Source organism: Methylobacterium sp. Leaf123 (assembly GCF_001423405.1).
In the GTDB taxonomy this organism is placed as follows: domain Bacteria; phylum Pseudomonadota; class Alphaproteobacteria; order Rhizobiales; family Beijerinckiaceae; genus Methylobacterium.
In genome coordinates this window covers 164,686-187,379 of the sequence record NZ_LMNS01000012.1, presented here as the reverse complement: position 1 = coordinate 187,379, position 22,694 = coordinate 164,686, and the positions used below count along the sequence as shown (strand labels likewise).

Below are 22,694 nucleotides of genomic sequence, written 5' to 3'. Positions count from 1 at the left end.
GGCCCGCGATGCCCCGCACCCTGCCCAGCTTCGCCTTCGCCCTGCTGCTCGCCAGCGGCGGTTTCGCGTGGGGTGCGGAGACCTTCCGGGTCGAGGGCCTGCCGCGGGACGACAGCCTGACGATCCGCGAGACGCCGGATGCGGGCGCACCGGCCCTCGGACAGATCCCGGCCGGGCGCCGGGTGCTCGGCTTCGGCTGCACCAACGAGACGCCGAGCGGGCTGACATGGTGCCGGGTGAAGTTCGACCGCACCCTTGGCTGGGCACGGCGGCGCTACCTCACGCCGGATTGAGCCCCGCGTCCCTGGGCTGCGGGGACGGGCGGTCTCACGGCGCCGCGTGCAGTGCATCGGCGAGGAAATGGACGACGCGCTTCAGCTCAACCGGCTTCTGAAGGCGCTCCACATCCGCGAAATCCGGCGGGATCACCCCCTCGTCGTAGCCCGTGATGAACACGAACGGCACGCCACGCTCCCGAAGCAGGGCCGCGAGGGTGAAGGACGGCCCTGAACCGAGATTGATATCCACCAGCGCCGCTGCCGGCGCGCCCTCATCGAGTGCTTCGCGCGCCGCCTCCTCGCTGGGGCAGGGGCCGACCACCTCCGCACCGGCCCCCTGAAGCGCGCGGGCCGTATCGGTGGCGAGATAGTAATCGTCCTCCACCACGAGGATGCGATAGCCGCTCAAGTCGGGTTCGCCGGTCATGTCGAGTGCTCCTCCGAACACGGTCGCGCGTTGCGGGGCATCGGTTTCCAGAATGCTGGCGCTGTCGCGGAGCGGAAATTCGAGGCGGCAACGCGCCCCCTCCGAACCAATCTCCAGGCGGCCGCGCCCTCCGAGTTCGTAAGGCAGGCGCCCCTCAATGAGTTCGCGGCCGAAACCACCGTGCGGGTTGGTGCGGCAATTTGCCCGACGCTCATCCGCGATCTTCGCGTCCGGAACGCCATCCTCCACCCAGTCGAAGCCGAGCCAGGATTCGCCCTGCTTCTCGAACAAGGACCAGCGCACCCGCACGCGGCCCTCCGGCACCGACAAGGCACCGTACTTCAGGGCGTTGGTCGCCAGTTCGTGAACGGCGAGGGTCAGGATCTCCGCGGCCTTGGGCGAGAGTTCGACCTTCGGTCCAGCCAAGTCGTACTGATCCGCGCGCAGGGCCTGGGCGTCGATCTCGTCGTGGACGATGGTGGCGACCGGCACGCCGGCATTGGGCGAGCGGGTCAGCAGGGCCTGGACGCGCGCCAGGGTCAGGAGGCGCCCGCCCACCAGGGACGCGTAATCGGCCACGCTCTCCGCCCGCTCGCCCGTGCGGGCGACGATCGACCGGGTCACCGCCATGATGTTGCGCACCCTGTGCTGCAATTCGGCGAGCAGCACGGATTGATGCCCGGTCAGCAGCTTGGCCTCGGTCATGTCGGAGGACAGGCCACCGATGCGCCGCACCCGGCCCTGCTCGTCGCGCAGGGGGAACAGCGTGCTGCGAATCCAGCGGAAGGCGCCGTCGCTCGGTCGCTGGATACGGAACTCGTTCACGAGTGATTCGCCGGCTCCGGCCCGCCTGAGGTTGCCGAAGGCGCGTGCGCGGTCGTCCGGGATCATATGGCCACCCCAGACCCGGACGTCTTTCCCGAGCACCGACGGCTCCAGGCCGTAGACCTTGCTCAGCGCCGGGCTCACATACTCCATCTCAAGCGTCTCCGCGTCGCGGATCCAGAGGACATCGGAGGAGGCCTCGGCGAATTGCCGGAAGCGCTCCTCGCTCTCGCGCAGGCGCAGTTCGGCGCGTTTGCTGCGCAGGGCGTGCCAGATCGCGGGCGCCAGCGCCTCGACCGCGTCGAGATCCTCGGTCCGGTAACCGCCCTCGCGGTTGCCGAGCCCGATCATCCCCCGCGTCTTTTCGCCCTGCTTCAGCGGCACGCCGAGGAAGGCCGTCAGCGGCAGATGGTCCGCCGGCGTGCCGACGCGATCGGGATGGGAGGCGGGCTCGTTGACGATGAGGCCCCGGCCATCCCGCAGCACCTGGCCGTAGATGCCGTGGGCCTCGAGCCCCAAAGCCTGCTTGCCCGGCGGAAGGTTGCTGCGCCCCTCGGGGGCGTTGGCGGCGTAGCGGGCCCGGCTGCGGTCGCTGAAGAACAGGCCGTCGAGACGCCCGGTGGTCTCGTCGATCTCGCCCATGAAGCCGATGGCGCTGCCGGTCAGCTCCTCGGCGACCTCGAGGGAGATGCGGGCCAACTCCTCCTCCGAGGAGGCGCCGAGCGTCTCGCTGAAGACGAGGTTGATCGCCTGGAGCACGGCGTTGTTGCGCCGGACCCGCTCCTCGGCCTGCCGACGCTCGGTCACGTCGATCGCGACGCCGACGAAGCGGTCTTTCCCAAGTGGCTGGCCGGAACTGCTGAGCCAGCGATACTGACCGTCGGAGCGGCGGACCCGGGCCTCGTGCGTGAAGGGGCGCCGCTGTGCGTAGGCCTCCTCGAAGGCGGCGATGTGGGCCGCCGCGTCGTCCGGGTGCAGGAACTGCTCCCAGCCTCTCTTCGAGACGGCATCGAACGTGATGCCGAAGAAATCGAGATAGTGGTTGTTGACGAAGAGCGTGCCGCTCGCGTCCACGTCCCAGATCAGTACGGGCGCGGCGTCGGCCATGGTCCGCAGCCGGATGTCGGCCTCGCGCGCCGTCCGCTCCGCGCGGCCCCGCTCGATCGCCGCCCAGATGCGTTCGCCGGTCTCACGGGCCAGTGCGATCTCGGTTTCGGTCCACGCGCGCGGCGTCACCATGGACACCGAAAGGGCGCCGACCAGTTCGCCGTGCTTGAGCAGCGGGATGCCGATCCAGGCAACCAGAAGGCCCCGCGCCACCGCGGAGCGATAGGCTTCGGGAACGAGCGGTGACGTGGTCGCGTCGGCGAAGGCGATCGGCCGGCCCTGCTTGTACAGGGGGATGCCCCACTCAATGAGGGACACGGGATAAGTGCCGATCAGCGAGAGCCGTTCGCCGCTCACGTAATCCTGCCGGATGATCGCGATGCCCTGCGCCTCGTAGAGCTCGACGTAATAGGCGTAGTCCACCTTCAGGTGCTCGCCGAGCATGCGGCAGGCCTCGCCCTGGATCGCGGCCGGGTCGGTCAGGGGACGCAGCGCGTCACTCAGCCGGAGCAGGAAAGCCTGCTGCTCCTCGCGCTCGCGCAGGGCCAAGTCGGCGAGCTTGTACTCGTGGATGTCCTCGCTCGTTCCGTACCAGCGGACGATGCGCCCCGTGGCGTCACGGCGCGGAACGGCCCGCGAGCGCATCCAGCGAAACTGCGAATCGCGCATGCGCACGCGGTGCTGGATGTCGGAGGGCTCACCGGTGCGGACGCACCGCATCCAGTGCTCGACGATGCGATCGACATCCTCCGGATGCTGCACCGCCGTCCAGGTTTCCCCGAGGCCGCTGACGCCGGTCCATTCGTGGAAGCGCGCCGGCGCAAAGTCGATGGTTCCGTCGGGCGAAGCGGTCCAGGAAATCTGGGGATTGGACTCGACCGTATGGCGCAGGTGCTCCTCGCTCTCGCGCAGGGCCCGCTCGGCCAGCACCCGATCGGTGGTCTCGAAGGCCGCCAGATAGAAGCCGGCGATGCGGCCGGCCTCGTCCCGCAGCGGCGTCCAGCTCGCGGTGTACCAGCCGAAGGGCCGTTCCGGGCGGGAGAAAAGATCCCAGTAGCGGTCGGTCGTTTGGCGCGCCTGCCCTTGCAGAAGCAGATCGGCGATCTGCCGCCCTTCCGGCGCGGGCCAGCAATCGAGGAAAGGCCGTCCAAGTGGCGCCGGATCGATTGCTCGAAGAATCTCGTGATAATGATCGTTATAAAGTAAATTAAGATCCGGCCCCCAGGCAATGCCACCGATATGGGGCGCACCGAGCATCATCTCGACGACCGTCTTCAAGCTCTGAGGCCAGCCTTCGATCGGCCCGAGCGGCGTCCGCGCCCATTCGAATGCGCGAATACGCTCTGCCATTCCTCCGCCGCGGGGCCATTCGATCATCTGTCTTCGCATCTTTTGGCGAAAGAACATGCTTCCTCACAAAAGTCACTCGGCACAAACTGCGAGGGCGCAATGAAATGCGGGGAACACGGGATTCGGGCCGGTGCGCGGCGCGAACCTGCCCAAGGGAGCCTTGCACGGGCCTGTGCGCGCTGGATCGGCACGCCGCGCGGCGGGGGCCTCCACGCCGCGGCCGTTTCGCGATACGGAAAGGCCGCGGCCTCATCAGGCCGGCTTCCTCCAGGTGCCCGGTCGGGACCGGCCCCTCCCGACGGCAGACGAGATCAGTTCTGATGCAAGCCCTCCAGCTCTTCGGCGACCGCGACCTGCGCCTCACCGAGGTCGAGCCGCCGCCCGCGCCGGGGCCGGGCGAGGTGCAGATCCGGGTTCGGGCGGTCGGCCTCAACTTCATCGACGTGTGGGGCTTTCGCGGCATGGCCTTCGCCAAGCGCAAGCTGCCGCTCACCGTCGGCGCAGAGGCGGCGGGCGAGATCGCGGCGGTCGGCGAGGGCGTCGAGGGCCTCTCCGTCGGCGATGCGGTCGTGCCCTACGGCGCGCTGACCTGCGGCCGGTGCCGCGCCTGCCAGGAGGGCCGCGACAACCTGTGCGAGGACGTCTCCGGCGTGATGGGCTTCCATCTCGACGGCTTCGCCCGCGAGCGGGTGAACCTGCCGGCGCGCCTCGTGGTGCGGGTGCCGGGCGGCGTCGATCATGTGCAAGCGGCCTGCGCCGGCATCGCCTTCGGCACGGTGCAGCACATGCTGTTCGACAATGCGCGGCTGGAGCCCGGCGAGTCGATCCTCGTCCATGCCGGCGGCTCGGGCATCGGCACGGCGGCGATCAAGATGGCCAAGGCGATCGGCTGCACGGTCTACACGACGGTGGGCGACGACACGAAGGGCGAGAAGGCGAAGGCGCTGGGCGCCGATTACGTCGTCAACTACCGCGAGGAGCGCTTCGAGGGCGAGGTGCGGCGCCTGACCAAGCGCAAGGGCGTGGACGTGGTGTTCGAGCATGTCGGCGCCGAGACGTGGAACGGCTCGCTGCTCTGCCTCAAGCGCGGCGGGCGGCTCGTCACCTGCGGCTCGACCTCGGGCGTCTCGGTGCAGATGAACCTGATGCAGTTGTTCCAGCAGCAATACCGCATCACCGGTTCGTTCGGCTGCCGCATCGCCAATATGAGCCAGAGCCTCGACAAGATGGCCGCCGGGCTCACTCCGGTCATCGACACGGTGCTGCCGCTCGCCGATTTCGCCAGCGGCCTGGAGCGCCTGGAATCGCGAAAGGTGTTCGGGAAAATTCTCGTAACGCTCTGAAGCTTTCAGGCGAAGAGGCGGTTGCCGAGGCCCGGGAGGTCGCGAAAGCTGTCCGCCACATGGCCCGCGAGCGCCCGCGCCGCCGGGCCGGCCCCGTCACGCGGACGCATCAACACGTCGTAGCTGCCAAGCGGCGGAAGAGCCCCGATCCGCTGGAAGGGCGGCCGCGCGACGCTCAAGGGAAGCGGCGCCACCGCGAGGTCCGCCTCCACCGCCGCGATCTGGCCCTGGCAATGCTCGCTCGTATAGGCGACCCGGTAGGGAATGCCCGCCTGATCGAGCGCATCGAGCGCCGCCGCCCGCCAGGTGCAGCCGCTCTGGCAAAGCGCGAGCGGCAGGGGCCGGCGCGCCTCGGCGAGGCCGCCGCGCAGGCCGATCCAGACCAGATCCTCGGAATGGACCACCTGCGCTGCGCGGTTCGACGGGAGATGGCCGGCATAGAGCACGAGATCGAGTTCGCCCTCGGCAAGGGCCTCCACCAGAAGGCGGCTCGCATCGAGCCGGACATCGACCTCGACCTGCGGATGGGTGGCGGCAAACCGGCGCAGCATCGCCGGCAGGGCGAACAGGCCGGAATCGTTGGGGGCCCCGAAGCGCACCCGCCCCTCCATCGGCGGCGCGTCGAAGAAGGCCACGACCTCGTCGTTCAGGGCGAGCAGGCGCCGGCCCAGGCCGAGCAGCGCCTCACCGTCCGCCGTCGGGACGACGGCGCGCGGCTGGCGCAGGAACAGCGCCCGGCCCAGGCGCTCCTCCAGGCGCTTGACCTGAAGACTGATCGCCGAGGGCGTGCGCCCGACCCGCTCGGCCGCGCGGACGAAGGTGCCGGCCTCGCAGATCGTCACGAAGGTGCGGACGAGATCGAGATCGAGGTTCGACGGATTGAGCGCACTCACGGCGACGATGATCCTGCTGCGGCTCCCACCTTGCGATGAGCATCCCTCATCGTTTCCGTAAAATCAATTCGTTCGATTCATTGCATGACGCGCCCCATGCTGTCCTCCATCGAAATGGAGGCAGACATGATCGAGCGGTTTGGACGAAGCATGCAGCGGGGGATCGCCCGCCTCGTGGCCGGATGGCACCGATACCGGCCGGCAGCCTCGCGCGATGGGCGGGGTGCAGCGGTTGCGGAGGACTTGTCCGGTCTCGACGAGCGGCTTCTGGCCGATCTCGGCGTGACCCGATCCGGTAAGCTGCTCCCCAGCGGCGAAGGGCCCCCGCCTCAGCGCAGGCAGACGAGAACGAGGCCGCCGATCATCAGCGCGCAGCCGAGGATGCGCCAGGGGTCGGCGGTGTGCTGGGCGAACCCGACCCAGCCGAAATGGTCGAGCAGCACCGAGGTGACGATGGCCGCCGTCACGGTGATGCCGGTGAACACGGCAGCACCCAGCCGCTCGGCGATGAAGAGGGTGGCGAGCACGTAGGTCGCGCCCATCGCCCCGCCGAGCCACGCCCACCACGGCACGCCCGCGAGCCGCTGGCTCCCCGGCCAGCCGATCCCGATGAAGGGCGCGGCCGCGAGATACACCGCGACATTGGCCGCGGTGACGACGAGGGCTGCGAGAATCGGCTGATCGAGCGCCTTGTTCAGAGAAGCGTTGGCGCCCGCCTGCACCGTGTTGAGGATGCCGGCGATGGCGGCCGCGGCGGCGACGAGGAACGGCATCGTTCGGCTCCGCTGGGAATCAAGGCCTCACGAAACGCCCGATCCCCGATCGTGTCCCGCCCCGCCGCTCTGCGGCATGATGCCGTCCGGTCGGCGCCCCGATGATGTCCGTCAGCGCCGCGGCGTCGGGCGCCAATCCTCGGGCGCCATCTCGAAGCCGGAGAACTCGAAACCCGGGGAGACCGTGCAGCCGACGAGGGTCCAGGCGCCGAGACTGGTCGCCGTCTGCCAATGGCCCGCGGGCACCACGATCTGCGGGCGCTGCCCGCGCAGGAGGTCGGGCCCGAGATGGTGGGCGGAGGCGTCGTGGCCGTTGGGGCTCATGGTGATCACCATCGGCGCGCCGGCATGCCAGTGCCAGATCTCACCCGCATCCACCCGGTGCCAGGCCGAGGTCTCGCCGAGGCCGAGCAGATAATAGATCGCGGTGCCGACCGAGCGGCCCTCGACCGTGCGGGGGTCGCGAAACGTCTCGCGGTAATGCCCGCCCTCCGGGTGGGGCTTCAGCCCCAGGGCGTCGATCACCTGCACGGCGGTCAGCGTGTCGCTCATGGTGCTTCTTCTTCCCTCTCGTCACAGCGGACCAGCCAGCCGCGGTAATGCACGAGCAGCCCGACGAGCGGCAGGAACAGGGCCACGTCGAAGCGGAAGCGGCCCTGCGCATCGACCCGCTCGCTCGCCTGCGTCGTCGGCCGCAAGAACCGCGGCAGAGGCAGCGGGCCGAGCCGCCAGCCCGTCACCGCCATGTCGAGCCCGTCGGCCTGGGCGCTCACCGCGAGATCCATGGCGAACGGCCCGAAATGCTCGCGCACCCGCCCGCTCCGGTCGGGGCCGGCGCGCCGCATCCGGCTGGAGAAGCGGCGGCTCGGGAAATGCCGCGTCCAGCGTTCCGAGCCGGCGTCGAGGTCGGGCTCCATCGTCACGCGGATCGGCCCGTCCTCCAAAGCGGGCGGCAACCGGAACAGCCCGGCGACCAGCGCAACCAGGGGGCCGCGCCCGCGCATCACCGTGGCCCGGCCGCGAAAGACGCCATCGCCCACCGCACCGTGCACGGCCCGCACCGGTTCGGGCATGCGCGCGAAGCCGTCGCCGAGCACCTGCTCGAACAGCGGCACGGGGTGATCGAAGTCGCGGCGGGTGCGGATGGCGAGGCGGGCCATCTCCGCCTCGATCGCTGCCAGCGGCAGCACGCCGACACAGGGACGGGCGCCGGGCGGGATCGACGCGGCGGACGGATCGGTGAGCCGGCGGATCGCGGCGAGCGCGGGCAGGGTCGGAACATACGGCCCATCGCCGGCCTCGGCGACGAGGCTCCACACCGCGCGGACCGGCCGCCCGGTTGCGTCCGTTCCCAAGGCCTCGACGCTCATGCCGCCGCGGTCGCTGCCGAGGCGGTCGAGCCAGCCGGCAATCGCCAGGAAGGGGCGGGCGAAGGGCACGAGCGAGGGCAGCAGCCGCCAGCGCACCGGCTGGCTCGCGAGGCTCAGGCCCAGATGCAGCAGGGGCAGTTCGAGCCCGGCGCGGAACAGGGCCGTGCGCAAGGCTGGGAAGCGGGCGGGGAGGATGTCGAGGTCGGGCGTCTCGCACAGGCTGGCGAAGCGCCGGCCGAGGCCCGGCACCGCGATCCGGCTGAGCAGGCCCCAGCCGGGCCGGTTCTGCCACATGCCGGCCCGCAGCACCCGCACGGGCTGCCCGGCATAGGAGAGGATCGCCCGCATCACCGACAGGCCGCGCGGCGCCCGGTTGCCCGGCACGATGGCAACCCGCACCGTCTCGACCGTGCGCCAGCCCGCGGTGAGCGCATCGAGCGCCGCGTTCGACAGGGCCGGGGTCGAGCTGGCGCCGGTCAGCGCGACGGTGCCGTTGGCCCGCGCCGCCGCATCGAGGGCGGAGAAGGCCGCCACGAAGTCGCGGCCGTCGGCGAGGTCGAGATAGGGCAGGCCAGCCTCGATCGCCGCGCGGGCGAGCACCGGCGTCCCGCCCTGGAACGGCCCGGCGGCATCCACCACGACCGTCGCGCCGAGCGCCCGCAACGCGCCCGCATCCACCGCGGTCGCGTCGAGGCGTGCTGCCCGTCCGCGCCCATCCGGCACGGTGCGGGCCACTGCCTCAGCCTTAGCGAAATCGCGGCCCGCGACGATCACGCGGAGATCCGTGGTTGCGGCGAGCCCGGCGACGAGCCGCGCCCCGAAGGCGCCGGCCCCGCCCACCACGAGGATCACGGCCCCGCTCAGGGAATCGCTCCCTGCGGCAAGGCCGAGCCCGGCGCACGCGGCGGGGTAAGATTTTGCGGTGTGCCGCCGGTTCCGGGCTGCACCGGGCGACCCAGGCCCGCCGCCTTCGCGGCTGCCCGTGCGACGGCCTTGGCCGCCTTTTCCGCCTTCTCGGCCTCCGCTGCGACGGCTTCGGGGGTCGGCGCCGTGCGGCGGGCCTTCGGCGGCGGCAGGAGCTTGCCCGACGGCGCGGTGCCGCATTCGCGGAAGCGCAGCTCGGCCAGGGGCTCGCCGGTCTCCGCGTTGATCGGCAGGCTGTCAGGGAGGGCGACGAGGGAGGCGTCCCACTGGATCCGGCCGCCGATGGTCCCCTCCAGCGTGGCCGGCGACGCGCCCCGGCGCAGGGACAGCAGGTCCGGCCCGTAGGCGGTGGCGACCTTGCCGGCGACCACGACCTGCAGCACGCGGGTCACGTCGGGCGTGAGCGGGCGCAGGGGGTTGTCGATGGTGATGCGGCCGCTGCGCGTCACCCACAATTCGCGATTCTTGTCGCCCTGATAGCGGACCGCCTGGCCCGGATCGCAGGCGACCGGCGGCGCGGCGAAATTCATCCCCGCGGGCGACGGGACGGCGGACGGAATCGGGTTCGCGGCCGGCTCGGCGGGCGGCGTGTCGGCCGACTTCGCGGGCGCGGCCTCGGCCGGCTTGTCCTGCGGGGCCGGCTTGGCCTGTGGCTTCGGGCGGGGCTTGGGCCGTACCTTGCGCTTGGGCGCCTCCGGCGCCGCCTCGGCGGGGGCCGGGGCCGCCTCGTCCTGCGCGACGACCGCGGAAACCAAGCCGGGGACGAGCGCCATCCAGGCCGCCGCGAGGGCGGCGAGCAGGCCGACCCGCCTCATCGGGGTGCCCGATCCTTCGCCGCGGAGGGCGGGGGCGCGTCCGGCTCGAGCGCCTGCTTCAGCACCTGGTCCTGCTGGTCGAGAAGTTGATCGAGCATCCGGCTATCGAGTTCTTCCGCTTGGAACTTTCGAGACTCTCCGCCCTCGGGCGTATCGACCGTTTCGCCCTCGATGACGTGACCGTCAATGATGTCGCCCGCGTGGATCGCGCTGTCGAGAACGTGGGCATCGAGCACCTGCGCCCCGCGGTCGATCGGGCTCGGCTGGGACGGGGTCAGCGCCTTCACCACGGCGTCCGCATCGTCGGCCCATTCCTCCTCGCGGGGAAGGCGCAGGGGTGGCCGGCGCGGCCCCTTGGAGAGCGTTACCACGAAGACGCAGGCGAGCAGGGTCGCCGCCGCCGCGGCAAGGATCACCAGGGTTTCCATGATCGGGCCGACCCTAGACCGGATCGCGCGCCGTTGCACGCGCAGCCGGCTTTCAGCCTTGCCGAGCGTCGAGCGGGGTGAGGGCCAGGATCGGAGGCGGTGGGTTACGATCGGTGCCCCGCGATTACGCTGGCACATCCCCCTTCCACGTCCTTCTACCCCCCTTGCCGGAACGGTCCTTGCGTCGCGCGCCGAAGGGTGAGAACCGCGTGGTCGCCGCCATCCGACGGTCACCGGCCGCTCACGTCCAGGAACGCTCGATGCCCCTCGAAGACCCCCATTCCGGCCCGCCGCTTCCCGCGACGCCGACATCCGGGCACCCGACGGCAGCCGCCCCCGCACGGCCCGCGGATCGCGGCTTCTCCGATCGTGACTTGGAGGCCGAGCTTCTCGACCTCGTCGCCCGCACCCGCGAGCAGGCGAGCGAGGACCCGTTCCGCAACCCCGTTCTCGCCGTCACCCTCGCCATCACCCGGCAGCTCGACCGGGACGAGATCGGCGAATCGGATCTCGACGCCCTGCTCGCCACCCTGCGGCGGCGGGTGCTGGCCGTCCGGGCCGAGCGGCTGCGCGCCTATGTCGGCCTCGACGCCGATGCGGGGGAGGCGGCGCCCGCGGTCGAGGTCGCGAACCGGCTCGTGGCGGCTGTGGCGCGGGGCTCGGGCGATTTCGAGACGTTCCGCGAGCGCGTCGGCCGCACCGCTTTCGCTGCGGTGTTCACGGCGCATCCCACCTTCGGCATGCCGCGGGCTGTCGCCGAATTGATCGCGCGGGCCGCCTCGCTCGCCGATGCGGACAAGCGCGCGCCGATCATCGGCGAGGCCGCCGCCCGCTCGACCCGGCCCGACCCGCAGATCAGCCTCGACGACGAGTTCGAGCAGGCTTGCGTCGCCGCCAATCACGGCCGCGCGGCGATCGACGCCTTCAACGGCGCGATCCTCGACGCCGCCCGCGCCCGCTGGCCGGATCGCTGGACCGAGTTGGTGCCGAAGCCGCTGGCCATCGCGAGCTGGGTCGGCTGCGACACCGACGGTCGCACCGATATCGGCTGGTGGGACACGATGCGCTACCGGCTGATCTCCAAGCGCATGCAGTTCGACCGGCTGATGCGCGACCTGCCGGACGTGCCGGCCACCCGCGTGGTGCGCGAGCTGACCGCGGGCGCGCGGGACGCCGTGGAGCGCCAGCTCGCGGGCGCGCCGCTGCTCGGCACCAAGCCGTCGTTGGAAGCGGTCCACCGCTTCGCGCTGGCCCTCATCATCGAGCGCGAGCGCGCCCAGACCGATGCCGGGCCGATCCTGGCCGGGCTCGCCGCCGCCATCGGCGCCGCCGAGAGCGATGCGGACCGCCGCACCATCGCCGTGCTGCGCTCCGGCATCGCCGCCCACGGCCTCTCGAACGCCCTGCCGCATTTCCGGCTCAACGCCAGCCAGATCCACAACGCGGTGCGCCGGGTCATCGATCTGGAGGGCGAGCCGACCGATGCGGCGCAGCGCCGCTCGCATCTCTGGGCGATCAACACGCTGCTCAACGACGTGCGCCCGGTGCCGGTCGATTTCGGGGCGCTCGCCGCCGAGCGGGCCTCGGCCGCGCGGCTGATGATGACGATCACCCAGATCCTCAAACACGTCGACGGCACCCACCCGGTGCGCTTCCTCATCGCGGAGACCGAGACCGGCTACACCTTGCTCGCGGCGCTCTGGCTCGCGCGCCATTACGGCATCTCGGACAAGCTCGAGATCACGCCGCTATTCGAGACCGCGAGCGCGCTGGAACAGGGCATCCGCGTCCTCGACGATGCCCTGCGCAACCCGCATTGGCGCGCCCATCTCAAGCGGCTCGGCCGGCTCTCGGTGCAGTTCGGCTATTCGGATTCCGGGCGCTATGTCGGCCAACTCGCAGCCACTTTCTGGATCGAACGGCTCCGCCTGCGCATCACCGAATTGATGACGCAGAACGGGCTCTCCGACGTCGAACTCGTCATCTTCGACACCCATGGCGAGTCGATCGGCCGGGGCGCCCACCCGACGAGCCTGCGCGACCGTCTCGCCTATCTCGCCCCGGAGGATTCACGCCAGCGCAACGCGAAGGCGGGCATCCGGGAGCGGCTCGAATCGAGCTTCCAGGGCTCGGACGGCTACCTGATGTTCGGCTCGCCCGAACTCGCGGGCGCCTCGGTGGCGCGCATCGCCGAGCACGTCTTCGCCGACGCGCTAACCGAGGACGACGCCTTCGCCGATTACGCGCTCAACGACCGGGCCGCCGCGCCCGCCACCGACCCGATCTACGAGGAGGCGGATTTTGCCGCCGAGTTCTTCCGCGTCGTGCGCCAGGACATGGAAGCCCTCGTCGATGATCGCGGTTACGCGGCTTTGCTCGGCACCTTCGGCCCGAGCCTGATCGACCGCACCGGCTCGCGCCCCGTGGCGCGCCAGTCCGATGGCGGGGGCCCGGCCGCGATCACCCATCCGCGCCAGATGCGGGCGATCCCCAACAACGCGATCCTGCAACAGCTCGGCTATCTCGCGAACTCGCTGCACGGCGTCGGCCGCGCCGCGCACCGCGCGCCGGAGCTGTTCCGGCATATGCGGGCGAACTCGGTGCGCTTCTCCCGCGCCTTCCGCCTCGTGCAGCACGCGGCCAGCGTCGGCGACCTCGACGTGATGCGCGCCTATATCGACACGCTCGACCCGGCCGTGTGGCTGGAGCGCGCTCGGCGCACCCGGCGCGACGCCCGGCGCGACGAACTCGTCACCATCGCCGCCGCGCTGGAACGGCTGAACCTCTCGCCCGACCTGCGCCGCCTGTTCGGGCGTCTCACCCGCGACGGGCTTCTGCTCCAGGCCGCGGCACCGGATCTGGCGGCGATGTCGACCCGGCTCGCCCTGCTCCACGCGATCCGCCTCGCGCTGATCCACCGGATCTGGTTCCTGGCCGCGCATATCCCGAGCTTCCGGCCCCAGGCCGGCCTGACCCGCGAGGCGTTGCTGGAGCGCTTCCTGCGCCTCGACATCGACGGCTGCCTGAAGCTGCTCGACGAGATCTACCCGGTGACGCTCGACCCGACGCTGGGCCTCAACTTCGGCGAGCCGCCGGGCCCGCGGGACGTCGGCACCTACGAGACCGAGCACAACACGCTGTTCGGCCCGATCCGCCGGATGTTCGAGCGGGTGCGGGAGATCTCCGGGATCATCCAGCACGAGGTCGGCGCGTTCGGTTGAGTGTAAGGCAAGGGGGCGACGAGCCCCCTTGCCGGCCTCAATGCTTCATCATGCTCTCGAAGCTCTCATGGGCCTCGACCTTGCCGGCGAAGCGGGCGAGCCGGCTCAGGCTCGGCTCGGCGAGGCCGCCGGCATTGGCGTAGGTGGCGAGCGCGAAGCTCACCAGAAGCTCGGCCTCCTCATGGGTCATCGCCCGCCCGCTCAGGGTACTGGCCGCGCCGCGCACCGCGAGGACGGCTTGGCGGAAGGCGGGATCGTTCTTCAGTTCGTCCAGGCGACTCATCGGGCGTCCTCGGGGCCGTACTCGGTGTTGGGTGATCCTGCCGGCCGGGGCGGCCGCATGGATTCACGCATGAAACGCGCGCCACCCCGTCCCGTCTCCGGCGAGAGGCAGCCTAAGCGTGCCTTTCGCAACGCCCGGCCACCGACTGTTTCCCCTTCGGGCACGACGGTGCGGCGGGCATTGGGTGAGAGGCACCCAGCGCGGCTTAAGTGAAGCACGTCGGAACGCAAACCTCGTTTGCCCGGCAGCGCCGTGCGGTTGTTCCGATGCGCCCCTCGCCATCAGCGCGGGCAGCGATACATTCCGCAGGCGCGAAGGCTGCGGGTCGCGGAGGAGGGGGCATTATGGACGGTATCGGCATTGGCATCGATTGGGACAAGACCAACGAGCCCGCCTATCTCGATGGCCGTCGGGCTGCCGAGCGACGCGAGGAGTCGGACAGCAACCCGCATGAATCGGGTTCGGACGATCACCGTCTCTGGCAGGCAGGCCACGCCTCGGTGACGGCGCCCGACGTCGTCGCCGACAAGATCGGCGACTTCGCCTGACGCACCGCCCCGGAACCTTCTCGCGCGGGCAAGCGTCCCCGTCTCGGTCCCTCTCATGACACCTCCGCCGGACGGTCCCGGTCGGAGACATCGGGATCGGCGACGGGGCGTCTAAGTCATTGTTTGACGTGCATTTTTTCGACGAACCGGTGACCACTTCGTCGGAATGCACGCCATCAATCAACGCGAAGGAGCGGCGATGCGGGTGCTGGAAACGCCGGATGGGCGCTACATCGTCGTGCATGGCCGGCTGTGGCGCCGCCACCGGCCCGATCTCGAGCCGACGCAGCGCGACCGCTTGGTCCGCGACCTGATGGATGCCCGCCGCGCCGTGCGCGCCGCCAAACGCGCCAACGACGAGGCGGCGCTCGTGCGCGCCCGCGCTGCTGTGGATGCCGCCAAGCACGGGCTCGGCGAGCGCGGTCCGGTCTGGTGGACGGATGGCGCGCCCGACCTCAACCGGCGCATGATCGCCAACACGCCCTATGCCGCGTGGTACACCTCCCTCCCGGCAGCCGTGAAGGCCGAGCACGAGCGTCGGTGAGCACCGAGCTAGCATTTGCTACAGAGCCCATGTGCGCGACCGCACAGACGGTTTCGAGCCGTTATCTGGACCCCGGCCGATACCCGCCTCGTGACCCCGATGTGACGGACACAACCGAGTCGCGCGATTGCCAGAGCATCCCAGTTCTGATTAATTCCAAATAAGAAATGCAGGTGAGGCCGTCCTGTGGCCTCCGCATCGTCGTGGCGCAGCGTAAAGGCTGTGGTCGACGGCAGGCACACGAAGAGCCGGACGGCTTTGCCCGTGAAACCGGTCGCCACGGCACCGCCCCTCCCGACCGTCGGGCTTCGGGCCGGTCCCGGTACGGCATTCCTGGGGACGGCAGATCGATCGGGCCGCCGGGCGGGCATTCCTTCCGCTCGCGCGCCCTCCATCCTGAAACGGCAGATGACAGCGATGATAAAACTCACGGTCAACGGAGCCGAACGCAGCTTCGACGGCGATCCCGAGATGCCGTTGCTCTGGTACCTGCGCGACGAACTCGGCCTTACCGGCACCAAGTTCGGTTGCGGCATCGCCCAGTGCGGCGCCTGCACGGTCCATCTCGGCGGCACCGCCGCGCGGGCCTGCATCACCCCCGTTTCCGCGGCGGAAGGCCAGGAGATCACGACGATCGAGGGGCTCTCGCCCGACGGCAACCACCCGGTTCAGGTGGCGTGGCGCGACCTCAACGTCGCCCAGTGCGGCTACTGCCAGACCGGCCAGATCATGCAGGCGGCGTCCCTCCTCAAGGACAGCCCGAAGCCGACCGATCAGCAGATCGACGAGAACATGAGCGGCAACATCTGCCGCTGCGGCACCTATCCGCGCATCCGCGCCGCGATCCATCAGGCTGCCGGTCAGGCGCCCGCCACCAAGGGAGATCGCCTGTGATTCACGAAGCCAAACTCATGGCCGAACTCGCCGCCTCGCAGAATTCCGCCGGCCCGGTCCGGATCGACAATGTCAGCCGCCGCGGCATCCTCGGCGGCATGGGCGCCCTGGTGCTCGCCCTCTCGCTCACCGATCGGGCGAAGGCCGACGAGGGCCAGACCGAGGAGCAGAAGGCGAAGAAATTCGGCGCCGACGGCATGCCGAACGGCTGGCGCGACGACCCGAAGGTCTTCGTCGCCATCGCCAAGGACGGCACCGTCACCGTCACCAACCACCGCTCCGAGATGGGCCAGGGCGTTCGCACCTCGATCGCCTTCACCGTCGCCGACGAGCTGGAGGCCGATTGGTCGAAGGTGAAGGTGGTCCAGGCCTGGGGCGAGGAGACGCATTTCGGCAACCAGGACACCGACGGCTCGCGCTCGCTCCGCCACTTCTTCCAGCATTTCCGCCATGCGGGTGCCGCCGCGCGGCTGATGCTGATCCAGGCCGCCGCCAAGCAATGGGGCGTGCCCGCGGGTGAGGTGAAGGCCGAGAACCACGTCCTGACCCACGCCAAGTCCGGCCGTACGCTCGGTTACGGCGACGTCGCCGAAGCCGCCGCCGCCCTGCCGGTGCCGGCCCGCGAGAGTGTTCAGCTCAAGAAGCCGGAGGCCTTCCGCTACATCGGCAAGGGCAAGATCGGCCTGATCGACAACCACGACATCACCACCGGCAAGGCGATCTACGCCCTCGACGTGAAGCTCGACGGCATGCTCTACGCCCTCGTCGCGCGTCCAGCCGTCTACGGCGGCAAGGTCGTCTCGTTCGACGACGCCGAGGCCAAGAAGGTTCCGGGCGTGGTCAAGATCATCAAGATCGAGGGCGGCGAGATCCCGTCCGAGTTCATGCCGCTGGGCGGCATCGCGGTGATCGCCAAGAACACCTGGGCGGCGATGAAGGGCCGCGAGGCCCTGAAGATCACCTGGGATGACGGCCCGAACGCGTCCTACGACACCACCGCCTTCCGCAAGGAACTGGAGAAGGCCGCCCGTGCGCCGGGCAAGGTCGTGCGGGTCGCAGGCGACGTCGATGGCGCGATGAAGACCGCCAAGGCGAAGTTCGAGGCGGATTACTTCGTGCCCCACCTCGCCCAGGCGCCGATGGAGCCGCCGGCCGCGGTCGCCCGCATCAAGGACGGTGCTTGCGAGATCTGGGCCTGCACCCAGGGGCCGCAGGCCGCCCATGACCGGGTGGTGAAGCGCCTCAACCTGCCCGCCGACAAGGTGCGGGTGAACGTGACACTGCTCGGCGGCGGCTTCGGCCGCAAGTCGAAGCCCGACTACGTGGTCGAGGCCGCCCTCTGCTCGCAGGCCATGGACGGCCAGCCGGTCAAGCTGGTCTGGACCCGCGAGGACGACATCCAGCACAGCTACTACCACACCATCTCGGTCGAGCGGATCGAGGCGGGCGTCGACGAGAAGGGCATGCCGGTGGCGTGGCTCCACCGCTCGGTGGCGCCGACGATCGGCTCGATCTTCGCGCCCGACCCCAAGCACGAGCTGCCGTTCGAGCTCGGCATGGGCCTCGTCAACAATCCGCTGGCCCTGAAGAACCTGCGGTTCGAGAACCCGGAAGCCTCCGCCCATACCCGGATCGGCTGGTTCCGCTCGGTCTCGAACATCCCGCACGCCTTCGCGATCCAGTCCTTCGTGGCCGAACTCGCGCATGCGGCGGGCCGCGACCCGAAGGACTACCTTCTCGAACTCATCGGCCCGGCCCGGAAGATCGACCCGACCGAGATCGGCGACGTCTGGAACTACGGCGAGGATCCGAAGCGCTACCCCGTCGATACCGGCCGCCTGCGCCGCGTCATCGAGACGGTGGCCGACGGCTCCAAATGGGGCCGCAAGCTGGAGAAGGGCCGGGGTCTCGGCATCGCCGGCCATTACAGCTTCGTGACCTACACCGCGGTCGCCGCCGAGGTGGAGGTCGACGACAAGGGCCAGGTGAAGGTCCACGCCATCGATATCGCCGTCGATTGCGGGCCGCAGGTGAACCCGGAGCGCGTCCGCTCGCAGATGGAGGGCGCGGTGGTCATGGGGATGGGCCTCGCGCTCACCTCGAAGATCACCTTCAAGAACGGCCGGGCCGAGCAGTCGAACTACGACGGCTACGAGGTTCTGCGCATCGACGCCGCCCCGAAGGTGGTGCGGGTGCATCTCGTGCCCTCGAACGACTACGACAGCCCGCTCGGCGGCGTCGGCGAGCCGGGCGTACCCCCGGTCGCGCCGGCCATCGCCAACGCGGTCTTCGCCGCCACCGGACGCCGGGTGCGCGAGCTGCCGCTGCGCGACCAGCTCAGCACCTGAGGTCGCCGGACGGCGCCCTTCACCTTCACCGGGGGAGGGTGCCGTCCGAAGGTCGAGGGGACGGGGATCGGCGGTGCCGGCAACTCTCGGACCCCTCCGCGACTTTCACAGGCATCTGTGTTGCACGAGGACCCACGCTTCATGACATCCACCGCCCGCCTCACCCTCGGCCTCTCGCTGGCCGGATTCCTGCTGGCTGGCCCGGTGCTCGCCTCGCCCTGCTCCGATAAGATCGCGGGGCTCGACGGAAGGGCGAAGTCCGAGGCGTCGGACTCGATTGCCGCCTCGACCGGCAGCAAGACGGTTGCCGCCCATCGTGAGGGCGAAGGCCAGACCGGCACCGGCGGCCAGACCGACGCGCGCGAGGCTCCTCCGGAGAAATCCGCCGAGGCCGGCAAGGGTGGCGATCAGGCCCAGCAGGCCCGAGTCGCCCTGGAAGAGGCCCGTACCGCCGACGGCAAGGGCGACGCTGCGGCTTGCGAGGCAGCCGTTGCCCGCGCGGAAAAGCTGCTCAACGCCAAGCCCTGAGCCCGTGCATCAGCCCGAAGGCGGTAGCCGGCTTTCGGGAGAGATGCTGCAAAAACAGGGGTCTAAAGCATCGCCCCGGATTCGACATCTAGGATGATGCCTTGGGACCGAAGCGCGTGGCGTTCGGAAGGTTCAAGCGATTTTGCGAACGGAAGGCGCGGTATGATCGTGCCTTTCACCGCCTATGTCCTTCCCTTTTCCTCCGCGCACCCAACCTTCACACATTGCCGACACCGTCGTCTGCAATCGCGCATTGTCCGCGCGTGAGCCCCCATTTCGGGAACCCTGAGACGACCGCATGACCGAGATTTCACCGGAGGTTCTGGACCTCCGGTTGCGCCAACAGGCGATCCTATCCGATTTCGGCGTCGAGGCTCTGCGCGCCACCGAACTGCTGCCGCTGTTGCAGCGGGCCACCGAACTCTGCGCCGAGGGCATGGAGGCGCAGTTCTGCAAGGCGCTCGAATATCAGCCCAATCAGGACATGCTTCTTGTCTGCGCCGGCATCGGCTGGGAGCCGGATTGCATCGGGCGGGCCGTCGTCGGTGCCGACCTCGCCTCGCCCGCGGGCTATGCCCTCAAGACCGGCCGGCCCGTCATCTCCAATCACTTGGAGAACGAGACCCGCTTTCGCACGCCGGAGCTGATGGCGAGCCACGGCATCCGCCGGGCGGTCAACGTGCTCATCACCAACCGCGACGGCCATTACGGGGTGTTGGAGGTGGACGACACCCGCGAGGGCATGTTCGGCCCCGCCGACATCGCCTTCATGCAGGGCTTCGCCAACCTACTCGGCAGCGCGATCGAGCGTCAGCGCTCGGAGGCGCAGCTCAAGGTCGCGCTCGAACGGCAGGATCTGCTGAGCCGCGAGATGAGCCACCGGGTCAAGAACAGCCTCGCCGTCGTCGCAGGGCTGCTCGCGCTCCAGGCCCGCGGCACCGACAACGAGGATGTGAAAAGCGCGCTGGCCGATGCACGCGCCCGTGTCGAGGCGGTGGCTCAGGTCCACGACCAGCTCTGGCGCCAGCCGGACCTCACCCGCATCAACGTCGCCGGCTTCCTCGAAGCCTTGTGTGAGAAGCTGACGGAGACCGCGGGCGCCCACGCCCTGATCTGCCGTGCCGCCTCCGTGACCATGCCGGCCGACCTCGCGATTCCGCTCGGTCTCTTCGTCAACGAACTCGTCACAAACGCGATCAAGTACGCCTATCCCGACGGACATGGCGAGATCCGCGTCGAGGCGGTGATGCGCGAGGATGGCGGGCTGACCGTCTCGGTCTGCGACGATGGCATCGGTCTGCCGCCGGGCTTCGACCCGCTCAAAACCCGCGCGAGCCTCGGGATGCGCGTCGTCGGCAATCTCTCCCGCCAACTCGACGGGACGCTGACGCTGCGGCCCGGCAAGGGGGCTCAGTTCGAGCTGTGGATGGCACCGCGCGGGTGAACCGGGTTCGGCGGCTTGGCCGACCCCGGTTCATTTCACGAGGATCAGTTGCCCCCGGCGCTGCCGCTTCCGCCGCCGCCGCTGCCCTGCGGCACCGCCCGCGAGGGCTGGTTGGCATTGCCGCCCGCGGCCGAATTCGTCTGCACCGTGTCCGCCCCGGTGCTGCCGCGCGGGATGGTGACGTTCGTGTCGGCACCGGTATTGTTCTGGCCGCCCGCCACGGGTGCACCGGACTGAGGGGCCGTCGGTGCCGTGGTCTGAGCAAAGGCCGGGCCGGCGAAGGCCAGCGTCGCGGCCAGGATCAAAGTGCGCATCAAGTCCTCACGTATCGCGTGATGTGACCGCCGTTTGAGTGCCCATCGAGCAGGCCGGCGGTCCTTATGTGAGGAAACAACCACGCAGACCGACGATGGGTCCGAGAAAGTCGTGCGGCCGAAGCGTTTTCGCCGTTCGACAGGATCGCCGCTCCACCGTAACCAGGATGCGAAGGACGGGAGACGCCGAGTGACACGCCGCACGAATACGCTTGCCGAGCGCCGGAGCACGCTTCAAGACCAGGGGCGCGCCGGCCTCGCCGCCCTGCTCTTCCTTGCGGCGAACCTTCTGCCGACGGTGCAGGCTTTCGCGCAGGAGGCTGTGCGTCCTTCCGGCGACTGGCCGGCCTTCGGGCGCGATGCCAGCAACACCCATCACTCGCCCCTGGCCCAGATCGACCGCGGCAATGTCGGCCGCCTGCGTCCGGCCTGGATCTTCCAGACCGGCGTCACCGGCTTCTTTCAGGCTGAGCCGGTGGTGATAGAGGGCGTGATGTACGTCTCGACCACGGGCAACCACGTTGCGGCTTTGGACGCGAAATCCGGCAAGACGCTGTGGACCTACACCCACAAGGCGCGCACGGAAAAAATCTTTGGGCCGCCCTCGAACCGCGGGGTGGCGGTCGCGGGCGGCCTCGTCTTCGAGGCGACCATGGACGGGCGGGTCATCGCCCTCGACGCAGAGACCGGCCGGCTGGTCTGGGACCGCGAGGCGGTCCGCCCGGAGGAGGGCGAGACCGAGACCGCCTCGGCGCTGGCGGCGAGCCTCGGTGACAAGTCGGTCCAGGGTTCGAGCCGCCTCGGCTTCAAGATGCCGCCGCTGGTGGCCGACGGCCTCGTCATCGTCGGGGTGACGGGGGCGGGCTACGGCCTCCATGTCGAGGACGAAAAGGGCGGGCTCGACGGCGGCGCAGTGGTCGGGATCGAGGGCGGCTACGGCCGGCGCGGCTGGCTCGCCGCCTACGACGCGAAGACCGGCGAGGAGCGCTGGCGCTGGTACGTCACCAAGGCCGACGGCTGGGAGGGCGGCTTCGTCGAGAAGACGCCGGACGGAATCCCACTCCACCGCGACATCGCCGCGGAAAAGGCCGCCGCCCCACAGCACAAGGAAGCCTGGAAGGTCGGCGGTGGCTCGCTCTGGATGACGCCGGCCTATGATGCCGATCTCGGCCTGATCTATCTCGGCACCGGCAATCCGGCACCGCAGAATTTCGGCCTGACGCGCCCCGGCGACAACCTCTACACGATGAGTCTCGTGGCGCTCGACGTGAAGACCGGACAACTCCGCTGGCACTTCCAGCAGGTGCCGCATGAGCAGTGGGGCTACGACGTGGCGAGCCCGCCCTTCCTGCTCGACTACCCGACCGAGACAGGGCCGGTGAAGGCGGTGGCGCAGGCGAGCAAGCTCGGCTGGATCTATGTCCATGACCGCGCCGACGGGCGGCTCATCGCCAAATCCGCCCCGCTCATCACCCATAAGAATTTGTTCGTCCCCCCGAGCCCGGAGGGCACGGTGGTCAGCCCCGGCCCCCTCGGGGCGGTCTCCTGGCATCCGGTGGCCTATGACGCGGGCAGCGGGCTAGCCTTCGCCCAGGTGCGGCACGGGGCGGCAACCTACACGGTGAAGACCGCGCCGGCCGCGGGCGGACGCGGCGAGATCCGCTACACCGAGACGGGTGAGGCCAAGGGAGAGCCGACCTTCTCGACGCTGACCGCCGTCGATCTCGCGAAGGGCGGGGCGGTGGCGTGGTCGCGCAAGGCGGGAAGCCGCCTGTCGGGCGGCACCCTCGCCACCGCGGGAGGTCTGGTCTTCTCAGGCGAGGAGGACGGGCATCTCGACGCGCACGACGCGAAGACCGGCGCGATCCTCTGGCGCTTCCAGTGCGGGGCGGGGATCGGCGGACCGCCGGTCACCTACACGGTGGAGGGCCGCCAATATGTGGCGGTCGCCGCCGGCGGCGCCTCCTTCACCAAGGCGTCGGGCTTCGGCACAGGCGACGCGCTGGTGGTGTTCGCGCTGCCCGAGTAGCGGGCTTT

The 22,694-nt window shown here is 70.0% G+C and carries 19 protein-coding genes; 10 read left to right on the top strand and 9 right to left on the bottom strand.

Annotation, left to right across the window (positions count from 1 at the left end; all coding sequences use genetic code 11):
- Positions 1–8: 8 nt before the first annotated feature.
- Positions 9–293, top strand: a complete 285-nt coding sequence (locus tag ASF53_RS10540) for an SH3 domain-containing protein (protein WP_056197699.1) — start codon at positions 9–11, stop codon at positions 291–293.
- Between the two features lie 34 nt (positions 294–327).
- Here the strand turns inward: ASF53_RS10540 and ASF53_RS24920 are convergent, their stop codons facing one another.
- Positions 328–3,987 carry a PAS domain-containing protein gene (locus ASF53_RS24920; RefSeq protein ID WP_162242225.1) on the bottom strand — a complete coding sequence of 1,220 codons (3,660 nt, stop codon included), beginning with the start codon at positions 3,985–3,987 and terminating at the stop codon, positions 328–330.
- Between the two features lie 320 nt (positions 3,988–4,307).
- Here ASF53_RS24920 and ASF53_RS10530 point away from each other — a divergent pair, with 320 nt between their 5' ends.
- Positions 4,308–5,330, top strand: coding sequence for a zinc-binding dehydrogenase (locus ASF53_RS10530; RefSeq protein ID WP_056197697.1), 1,023 nt, complete (start codon positions 4,308–4,310; stop codon positions 5,328–5,330).
- A 5-nt stretch (positions 5,331–5,335) separates the two neighbouring features.
- Here the strand turns inward: ASF53_RS10530 and ASF53_RS10525 are convergent, their stop codons facing one another.
- From ASF53_RS10525 to ASF53_RS10500, 6 genes are all read right to left on the bottom strand, one after another.
- On the bottom strand, positions 5,336–6,223 hold the full coding sequence (locus ASF53_RS10525) for a LysR family transcriptional regulator (protein ID WP_056197695.1): 888 nt from the start codon (positions 6,221–6,223) through the stop codon (positions 5,336–5,338).
- Positions 6,224–6,552: 329 nt separating this feature from the next.
- The gene (locus ASF53_RS10520; RefSeq protein WP_056197693.1) at positions 6,553–6,996 is read right to left on the bottom strand and encodes a DMT family transporter; all 444 of its coding nucleotides are present in this window, start codon (positions 6,994–6,996) and stop codon (positions 6,553–6,555) included.
- A gap of 111 nt (positions 6,997–7,107) precedes the next feature.
- Positions 7,108–7,548, bottom strand: coding sequence for a cupin domain-containing protein (locus ASF53_RS10515; RefSeq protein WP_056197692.1), 441 nt, complete (start codon positions 7,546–7,548; stop codon positions 7,108–7,110).
- A complete protein-coding gene (locus ASF53_RS10510; protein WP_056197690.1) occupies positions 7,545–9,218 on the bottom strand; it encodes a saccharopine dehydrogenase family protein in 1,674 nt (557 codons plus the stop codon). The genes ASF53_RS10515 and ASF53_RS10510 overlap by 4 nt, the downstream gene beginning before the upstream one ends.
- A gap of 8 nt (positions 9,219–9,226) precedes the next feature.
- Complete coding sequence (locus ASF53_RS10505; RefSeq protein ID WP_056197688.1) at positions 9,227–10,105, bottom strand: hypothetical protein; 879 nt, start codon at positions 10,103–10,105, stop codon at positions 9,227–9,229.
- Positions 10,102–10,533 carry a hypothetical protein gene (locus tag ASF53_RS10500; protein ID WP_156635485.1) on the bottom strand — a complete coding sequence of 144 codons (432 nt, stop codon included), beginning with the start codon at positions 10,531–10,533 and terminating at the stop codon, positions 10,102–10,104. Before ASF53_RS10500 ends, ASF53_RS10505 begins: the two co-directional genes overlap by 4 nt.
- Positions 10,534–10,793: 260 nt before the next feature.
- On the opposite strand from ASF53_RS10500, the gene ASF53_RS10495 reads away from it, so the two are divergent.
- Complete coding sequence (locus ASF53_RS10495; RefSeq protein WP_056197684.1) at positions 10,794–13,754, top strand: phosphoenolpyruvate carboxylase; 2,961 nt, start codon at positions 10,794–10,796, stop codon at positions 13,752–13,754.
- Positions 13,755–13,791: 37 nt separating this feature from the next.
- Here the strand turns inward: ASF53_RS10495 and ASF53_RS10490 are convergent, their stop codons facing one another.
- On the bottom strand, positions 13,792–14,037 hold the full coding sequence (locus ASF53_RS10490) for a hypothetical protein (protein ID WP_056197682.1): 246 nt from the start codon (positions 14,035–14,037) through the stop codon (positions 13,792–13,794).
- 344 nt (positions 14,038–14,381) lie between these two features.
- Between ASF53_RS10490 and ASF53_RS10485 the strand changes: the two genes are divergently transcribed.
- The 6 genes from ASF53_RS10485 (at position 14,382) to ASF53_RS10460 (ending at position 20,343) form a co-directional block, all read left to right on the top strand.
- Positions 14,382–14,585 carry a hypothetical protein gene (locus ASF53_RS10485; RefSeq protein ID WP_056197680.1) on the top strand — a complete coding sequence of 68 codons (204 nt, stop codon included), beginning with the start codon at positions 14,382–14,384 and terminating at the stop codon, positions 14,583–14,585.
- A 199-nt stretch (positions 14,586–14,784) separates the two neighbouring features.
- Positions 14,785–15,129, top strand: a complete 345-nt coding sequence (locus ASF53_RS10480; protein WP_056198410.1) for a hypothetical protein — start codon at positions 14,785–14,787, stop codon at positions 15,127–15,129.
- 417 nt (positions 15,130–15,546) lie between these two features.
- Entirely contained in the window at positions 15,547–16,023 is a 477-nt protein-coding gene (locus ASF53_RS10475) for a (2Fe-2S)-binding protein (protein WP_003601627.1), read from the top strand.
- Complete coding sequence (locus ASF53_RS10470; protein ID WP_056197678.1) at positions 16,020–18,371, top strand: xanthine dehydrogenase family protein molybdopterin-binding subunit; 2,352 nt, start codon at positions 16,020–16,022, stop codon at positions 18,369–18,371. Before ASF53_RS10475 ends, ASF53_RS10470 begins: the two co-directional genes overlap by 4 nt.
- 141 nt (positions 18,372–18,512) lie before the next feature.
- Positions 18,513–18,899, top strand: coding sequence for a hypothetical protein (locus ASF53_RS10465; RefSeq protein ID WP_056197676.1), 387 nt, complete (start codon positions 18,513–18,515; stop codon positions 18,897–18,899).
- 298 nt (positions 18,900–19,197) lie between these two features.
- The gene (locus ASF53_RS10460) at positions 19,198–20,343 is read left to right on the top strand and encodes a sensor histidine kinase (protein WP_056197674.1); all 1,146 of its coding nucleotides are present in this window, start codon (positions 19,198–19,200) and stop codon (positions 20,341–20,343) included.
- A 44-nt stretch (positions 20,344–20,387) separates the two neighbouring features.
- On the opposite strand, the gene ASF53_RS10455 is transcribed toward ASF53_RS10460, so the two are convergent.
- Positions 20,388–20,657, bottom strand: a complete 270-nt coding sequence (locus ASF53_RS10455; protein ID WP_056197672.1) for a hypothetical protein — start codon at positions 20,655–20,657, stop codon at positions 20,388–20,390.
- A gap of 190 nt (positions 20,658–20,847) precedes the next feature.
- Between ASF53_RS10455 and ASF53_RS10450 the strand changes: the two genes are divergently transcribed.
- A complete protein-coding gene (locus tag ASF53_RS10450; protein ID WP_056197670.1) occupies positions 20,848–22,686 on the top strand; it encodes a pyrroloquinoline quinone-dependent dehydrogenase in 1,839 nt (612 codons plus the stop codon).
- Positions 22,687–22,694: the final 8 nt, after the last annotated feature.

What these genes read in the sequence shown, in the direction of transcription:
- ASF53_RS10540 (WP_056197699.1), top strand. Translation starts at nt 9, where the DNA reads ATGCCCCGCACCCTGCCCAGCTTCGCCTTCGCCCTGCTGCTCGCCAGC.
- ASF53_RS24920 (WP_162242225.1), bottom strand. Translation starts at nt 3,987, where the DNA reads ATGGCAGAGCGTATTCGCGCATTCGAATGGGCGCGGACGCCGCTCGGG.
- ASF53_RS10530 (WP_056197697.1), top strand. Translation starts at nt 4,308, where the DNA reads ATGCAAGCCCTCCAGCTCTTCGGCGACCGCGACCTGCGCCTCACCGAG.
- ASF53_RS10520 (WP_056197693.1), bottom strand. Translation starts at nt 6,996, where the DNA reads ATGCCGTTCCTCGTCGCCGCCGCGGCCGCCATCGCCGGCATCCTCAAC.
- ASF53_RS10515 (WP_056197692.1), bottom strand. Translation starts at nt 7,548, where the DNA reads ATGAGCGACACGCTGACCGCCGTGCAGGTGATCGACGCCCTGGGGCTG.
- ASF53_RS10505 (WP_056197688.1), bottom strand. Translation starts at nt 10,105, where the DNA reads ATGAGGCGGGTCGGCCTGCTCGCCGCCCTCGCGGCGGCCTGGATGGCG.
- ASF53_RS10500 (WP_156635485.1), bottom strand. Translation starts at nt 10,533, where the DNA reads ATGGAAACCCTGGTGATCCTTGCCGCGGCGGCGGCGACCCTGCTCGCC.
- ASF53_RS10495 (WP_056197684.1), top strand. Translation starts at nt 10,794, where the DNA reads ATGCCCCTCGAAGACCCCCATTCCGGCCCGCCGCTTCCCGCGACGCCG.
- ASF53_RS10490 (WP_056197682.1), bottom strand. Translation starts at nt 14,037, where the DNA reads ATGAGTCGCCTGGACGAACTGAAGAACGATCCCGCCTTCCGCCAAGCC.
- ASF53_RS10485 (WP_056197680.1), top strand. Translation starts at nt 14,382, where the DNA reads ATGGACGGTATCGGCATTGGCATCGATTGGGACAAGACCAACGAGCCC.
- ASF53_RS10480 (WP_056198410.1), top strand. Translation starts at nt 14,785, where the DNA reads ATGCGGGTGCTGGAAACGCCGGATGGGCGCTACATCGTCGTGCATGGC.
- ASF53_RS10475 (WP_003601627.1), top strand. Translation starts at nt 15,547, where the DNA reads ATGATAAAACTCACGGTCAACGGAGCCGAACGCAGCTTCGACGGCGAT.
- ASF53_RS10465 (WP_056197676.1), top strand. Translation starts at nt 18,513, where the DNA reads ATGACATCCACCGCCCGCCTCACCCTCGGCCTCTCGCTGGCCGGATTC.
- ASF53_RS10460 (WP_056197674.1), top strand. Translation starts at nt 19,198, where the DNA reads ATGACCGAGATTTCACCGGAGGTTCTGGACCTCCGGTTGCGCCAACAG.
- ASF53_RS10455 (WP_056197672.1), bottom strand. Translation starts at nt 20,657, where the DNA reads ATGCGCACTTTGATCCTGGCCGCGACGCTGGCCTTCGCCGGCCCGGCC.